This is a genomic window from Mesorhizobium sp. M1A.F.Ca.IN.020.06.1.1, from assembly GCF_004023265.1.
GTDB lineage: Bacteria > Pseudomonadota > Alphaproteobacteria > Rhizobiales > Rhizobiaceae > Mesorhizobium.
In genome coordinates this window covers 1-4,836 of the sequence record NZ_RZSR01000438.1, presented here as the reverse complement: position 1 = coordinate 4,836, position 4,836 = coordinate 1, and the positions used below count along the sequence as shown (strand labels likewise).

At 62.3% G+C, this 4,836-nt stretch carries 5 protein-coding genes and 2 pseudogenes; 3 read left to right on the top strand and 4 right to left on the bottom strand.

Going from position 1 to position 4,836, the window contains the following annotated elements:
• Positions 1-159: pseudogene (locus tag EOA60_RS39095) on the bottom strand (fimbrial protein); the annotation flags it as partial.
• 88 nt (positions 160-247) lie between these two features.
• Between EOA60_RS39095 and EOA60_RS19095 the strand changes: the two are divergent.
• Together EOA60_RS19095 and rpoH are read left to right on the top strand one after the other, a co-directional pair.
• Positions 248-1,267, top strand: a complete 1,020-nt coding sequence (locus EOA60_RS19095; RefSeq protein ID WP_206628164.1) for an RluA family pseudouridine synthase — start codon at positions 248-250, stop codon at positions 1,265-1,267.
• 209 nt (positions 1,268-1,476) lie between these two features.
• Positions 1,477-2,388, top strand: coding sequence for an RNA polymerase sigma factor RpoH (rpoH, locus tag EOA60_RS19090; RefSeq protein ID WP_067002056.1), 912 nt, complete (start codon positions 1,477-1,479; stop codon positions 2,386-2,388).
• Between the two features lie 284 nt (positions 2,389-2,672).
• On the opposite strand, the gene EOA60_RS19085 is transcribed toward rpoH, so the two are convergent.
• From EOA60_RS19085 to EOA60_RS19075, 3 genes are all read right to left on the bottom strand, one after another.
• The gene (locus EOA60_RS19085; RefSeq protein WP_095778154.1) at positions 2,673-3,332 is read right to left on the bottom strand and encodes a peroxiredoxin; all 660 of its coding nucleotides are present in this window, start codon (positions 3,330-3,332) and stop codon (positions 2,673-2,675) included.
• A 190-nt stretch (positions 3,333-3,522) separates the two neighbouring features.
• Positions 3,523-3,888 (bottom strand): cell division protein ZapA, encoded by a 366-nt coding sequence (locus tag EOA60_RS19080; RefSeq protein WP_067002048.1) that lies wholly within the window; start codon positions 3,886-3,888, stop codon positions 3,523-3,525.
• 4 nt (positions 3,889-3,892) lie between these two features.
• A complete protein-coding gene (locus EOA60_RS19075; protein ID WP_040973690.1) occupies positions 3,893-4,165 on the bottom strand; it encodes a DUF4164 domain-containing protein in 273 nt (90 codons plus the stop codon).
• 260 nt (positions 4,166-4,425) lie between these two features.
• Here EOA60_RS19075 and EOA60_RS19070 point away from each other — a divergent pair.
• Positions 4,426-4,836: pseudogene (locus EOA60_RS19070) on the top strand (transketolase); the annotation flags it as partial.

The following is a 4,836-nucleotide window of genomic DNA, read 5'->3' as shown; positions in this document are numbered from 1 at the left end:
ATTGCGGGCTTTGTAGACAAGGGCTCCGATCACCACCATAAGGGCGAGGAACAGAAGACCGAGATTGACGATCATGAAGCGGATGAGCTTCCGGCGCACTTTTTCGGCCGCAGGGTCGAGCGGCTTCTCCTCATCTTCTTCGGCGATCGGCCGGGCCATGACTAAACAATCCGCAACGGGTTTCGATGAGCGCTCATAGCGAAGAGACCTCGATTTTGATAGGGCCCCGATTTTGAGACAGGATCAATTGCCGGGCGATGAGTTGGGTGGAGCGGTGGAGCTGGAAACCGGCGCCGATGCCGCAGGCAAGCGCCTCGACCAGTGGCTCACCGCCCAGCTCGGCCCGGAGATCTCACGCAGCCGCGTGCAGGCCCTCATCAAGCAGGGTGCGGTTACGATCGCCGGCAAGCCGGTCGAAGAGGCAAAGCGCAAGATGGCGCCGGGCGAGCGTGTCGCGGTCATCATGCCGCAGCCGGAGCCTGCCGAGCCGCAAGGCGAGGCCATTCCTCTCGACATCCTTTACGAGGACGACGAGCTGATCGTCGTCAACAAGCCGGCGGGGCTGGTTGTGCATCCCGGCGCCGGCAACTGGACCGGCACACTGGTCAACGCGCTGATCCATCATTGCGGCGACAGTCTTTCCGGCATCGGCGGCGCCAGGCGACCGGGCATCGTCCACCGGCTGGACAAGGAAACCAGCGGCGTCATGGTGGTGGCCAAGACCGACCGCGCCCACAAGGCACTGTCCGAGGCCTTCGCCGATCATGGCCGGACGGGCGACCTCGAACGCGCCTATCTGGCGCTGGTCTGGGGCATTCCGCAGCGGCCGACCGGCACCGTCGAGGCCGCGCTCGGCCGCGCCGCCGACCGGGTGCGGCGCGCGGTGGTTCCCGAAGGCCGGGACGACGCCCGGCATGCCGTTACCCATTTCACCGTCGTCGAGCGTTTCGGCGGGCGGCAGAAGGAATTCACCACCGCAAGTCTGATCGAATGCCGCCTCGAGACCGGCCGCACGCACCAGATCAGGGTGCATATGGCGCATATCGGTCATCCGGTGGTCGGCGATCCGGAGTACGGCCAGGCCTTCCGCACCAAGGCCAACCGGCTGCCGGAACCGCTGAAAGGCGAGGTCAAGGCATTTTCCAGGCAGGCGCGAAAGGCCTGGCTCCTTGAATTCAGACACCAGAAAAAACATCTACCGATGCGGTTCGAGGCGCCGATGCCGAGGGACATGGAGGAACTTGTCGGCGGCTTTCGAATGCTCTGAACCGCCATCAAGACGCTTCAAACCAGCCATCAAAAACCTGACTGGCGTTGTTCACTTCAGCGTGACACACTGTTTCGTGTTGAACAAATGCCTGTCCTTTCTGGTTTTGTTCCTATATACAGCAGTTGCCGCGAATGAGCCGATTGGCATTCGCGTCACATGCCCGCCGCGTTACGGGGGCATCACTCCAATAGAGAGGGGGCGCTATCATGGCCCAGTCACTACCCAGTATCGTTTCCGGTGAAGGCGGTCTCGCCCGCTACCTGGAAGAAATCCGTCGCTTTCCGATGCTTCAGCCCCAGGAAGAGTACATGCTCGCCAAGCGTTATGCCGAGCATCAGGACACTTCCGCCGCGCACAAGCTCGTCACCAGCCATTTGCGGCTCGTCGCCAAGATTGCCATGGGCTATCGCGGCTACGGCCTGCCGATCGGCGAGGTGATCTCGGAAGGCAATGTCGGCCTCATGCAGGCTGTCAAGAAATTCGAACCGGAGCGCGGCTTCCGGCTCGCCACCTACGCTATGTGGTGGATCAAGGCCTCGATCCAGGAATACATCCTGCGCTCGTGGAGCCTGGTCAAGATGGGCACCACCGCCAACCAGAAGCGCCTGTTCTTCAACCTGCGCAAGGTGAAGGGCCGGATCCAGGCGCTCGACGACGGCGACCTCAAGCCCGACCAGATCGCCGAGATCGCCACGCGTCTCAACGTTTCCGAGGCCGAAGTGGTGTCGATGAACCGTCGCCTGTCGGGCGACGCTTCGCTCAACGCCCCGATCAGGGCGAGCGAAGGTGAGTCCGGTGAATGGCAGGACTGGCTGGTCGACGATCACGAAAGCCAGGAAGAGATGCTGATCGAGCAGGACGAGCTGGAAAACCGGCGCTCGATGCTGTCGGGCGCGCTGTCGGTGCTCAACGACCGCGAGCGGCGCATCTTCGAGGCGCGTCGTCTGGCCGAAGAGCCGCTGACGCTGGAAGAGCTGTCGGCCGAGTTCGACATCAGCCGCGAGCGCGTGCGCCAGATCGAGGTGCGCGCCTTCGAGAAGGTGCAGGACGCGGTCAAGGCCGCGGCCAAGCGTCAAAACCAGGCGCTGCGCACCATCGAAGCGCAGCCGGCGGCGTAAAAGCTCGAGGCATTACGCAAAGACAAAACGGCGGCGCCAGCGTCTGGCGCCGCCGTTTTTATTTGGCCCTACAACGCCCGCGATTGGCGAAAGCTGTGGTTCGCCCCTTTCTCCCCGTCACTATACGGGGAGAAATGTCCGGCAGGACAATAAGGGGCAGCGCCGAGATTACGAGCTTATCACGTCAGGACAACGTCCGTTGACGCGGTAATCACCGAACGCCGCGCCACCCCTCATCCGCCTTTCGGGCACCTTCTCCCCGTGGAACGGGGGAGAAGGAAAGCTCACGCTGTCGGCTGCTTGGTCTTGCGCAGATACGGCAACACCGTCTCGTAGGCGCCGAAGCGCTTGATCGCGTCCTCGTTGGAGACGGCGGCGGTGATGATCACGTCCTCGCCCTGCTTCCAGTTTGCCGGCGTCGCCACCTGGTGCTTGGCCGTCAGCTGGATGGAATCGATGACGCGCAGGATCTCATCGAAGTTGCGGCCGGTGGTCATCGGATAGGTCAGCACCAGCTTGATCTTCTTGTCCGGGCCGATGACGTAGACCGAGCGCACCGTGGCGTTGTCGGCCGGCGTGCGCCCTTCAGAGCTCTCGCCGGCGCCCGCCGGCAGCATCTCGTAAAGCTTGGCGACGGCGAGATCCTTGTCGCCGATCAGCGGATAGTTCACCGTCTGGCCGGTAGCTGTCTTGATGTCGGCCTGCCATTTGTCGTGGCTCGACACCGGATCGACGGAAATGCCGATGATCTTGACGTTTCGCTTTTTGAATTCGCCCTCGAGCCCGGCCATCGTGCCGAGCTCGGTCGTGCAAACCGGCGTGAAGTTCTTCGGATGGCTGAAGAGCACTGCCCAGCCGTCACCGATCCATTGATGGAAATTGATCGTCCCTTGCGTAGTCTCGGCCGTGAAATCCGGCGCGATATCGTTGATACGAAGGCTCATCGCGTGCTCCCTACCCTGTGACATGGCGCCGGCCTGGGCTAACCCCATCGGCGCGTGTCAGCTTCTATACCGCCGGAAGGAACGGTTCAAAAGGCTTGTGTCTGCAAGCGTGATCGGAACGATGGAAAAATTTCTGCTTTTCCTGGAAAAGACAGCAGAATTTCCATAGCGGACGCAGGGGATTGGCGGCTTAAGCCTTCTTCACCGCCAGCGTCGTCGCAAGGTCTTCCATGCGCTGCGCAAGTGCCGCGAGCGCGGTCGTCAGCACGCTGTCGCTCTTGTCGGCCTTGGTCAGCGCCTCGTCGCGCGTCTTGCGCAGCGTCAGCACCTCGCTCTCCATGCCCTTGACCCGCTTGTTGAGCTCCGAAAGCTCATCCATCACCATGATGCCGGCCATGACGGTCAGCCGCTGGTCGCCGATCTCGCCGAACGAATCCTTCAAATGCATGACATACCGGTCGAAGCGCTCGGCGAGGTCGATCAGATGCTCTTCTTGGCCCTCGTCGCAAGCCATCCGGTACTGCTTGCCGTCGATGGAAACGGTGACCTGTGCCATTGGCTTACCTGTCCAGTACCGCGCGAATGGTTTCCATGGCGGTCACCAGCCGGCGCGACACTTCCTTGTTGGCATCTTCCAGCCGTTCGGCGCGGGCCTCGGAATTGTCGAGCTCCTGCGCCAGCCGCGAGCGGTCGGCGTTCATGCGCTGCACCTCGGCCTCGGCCTCGGAATAGTCGCGCTCATGCTCGAGCCGCGCCGCCACGGCGTTTTCCAGTCCCTCCATGGCTTTGCCGAGCCTGGCGATGACTTCCTTGAGGGTCGTTTCCCCGGTCATGGCCTTCGTCCTATGCCCTGCCCGTCACCGAATCGCTCGCGTTCAGAACGCGTTATCTCGGAAAGATTAGGCGCCGGGTGAAGCGCGCGTCAATAAAGCTCTCGCGACTGTCCCCCGCTAACGCTAATGTAGCGTCGCCGCCGCCTTCACAAGGCCGGCAAAAAAGCACCGATTTGTTGACTCAAAGGCCGCGCCTGCTATGTGTCGCGCACCCTTTCCACGGGCTCTCCCAAAGCTCCAACCCCTATTCCGGAGGAAGCATGACCTCGCGTGAACAACATGATCGGATGGCCAATGCGATCCGTTTTCTTTCCATGGACGCCGTCGAGAAGGCCAATTCCGGCCACCCCGGCCTGCCCATGGGCTGCGCCGACATCGCTACGGTGCTGTTCACCCGCTTCCTGAAATTCGACGCCAAGGCCCCGCACTGGGCAGACCGCGACCGTTTCATCCTGTCGGCCGGCCACGGCTCGATGCTGCTCTATTCGCTCCTGTACCTCACCGGCTACGAGGACATGACGATCGACCAGATCAAGAATTTCCGCCAACTCGGATCGAAGACCGCCGGCCATCCCGAATACGGCCATGCCGCCGGCATCGAGACCACCACCGGTCCGCTCGGCCAGGGCCTCGCCAACTCGGTCGGCTTCGCGCTCGGCGAGCGCATCATG

Bases quoted from the DNA above. Each gene is read 5' to 3' on its own strand.
- EOA60_RS19080 (WP_067002048.1), bottom strand. From the start codon at position 3,888: ATGGCACAGGTCACCGTTTCCATCGACGGCAAGCAGTACCGGATGGCT.
- rpoH (WP_067002056.1), top strand. From the start codon at position 1,477: ATGGCCCAGTCACTACCCAGTATCGTTTCCGGTGAAGGCGGTCTCGCC.
- EOA60_RS19085 (WP_095778154.1), bottom strand. From the start codon at position 3,332: ATGAGCCTTCGTATCAACGATATCGCGCCGGATTTCACGGCCGAGACT.
- EOA60_RS19075 (WP_040973690.1), bottom strand. From the start codon at position 4,165: ATGACCGGGGAAACGACCCTCAAGGAAGTCATCGCCAGGCTCGGCAAA.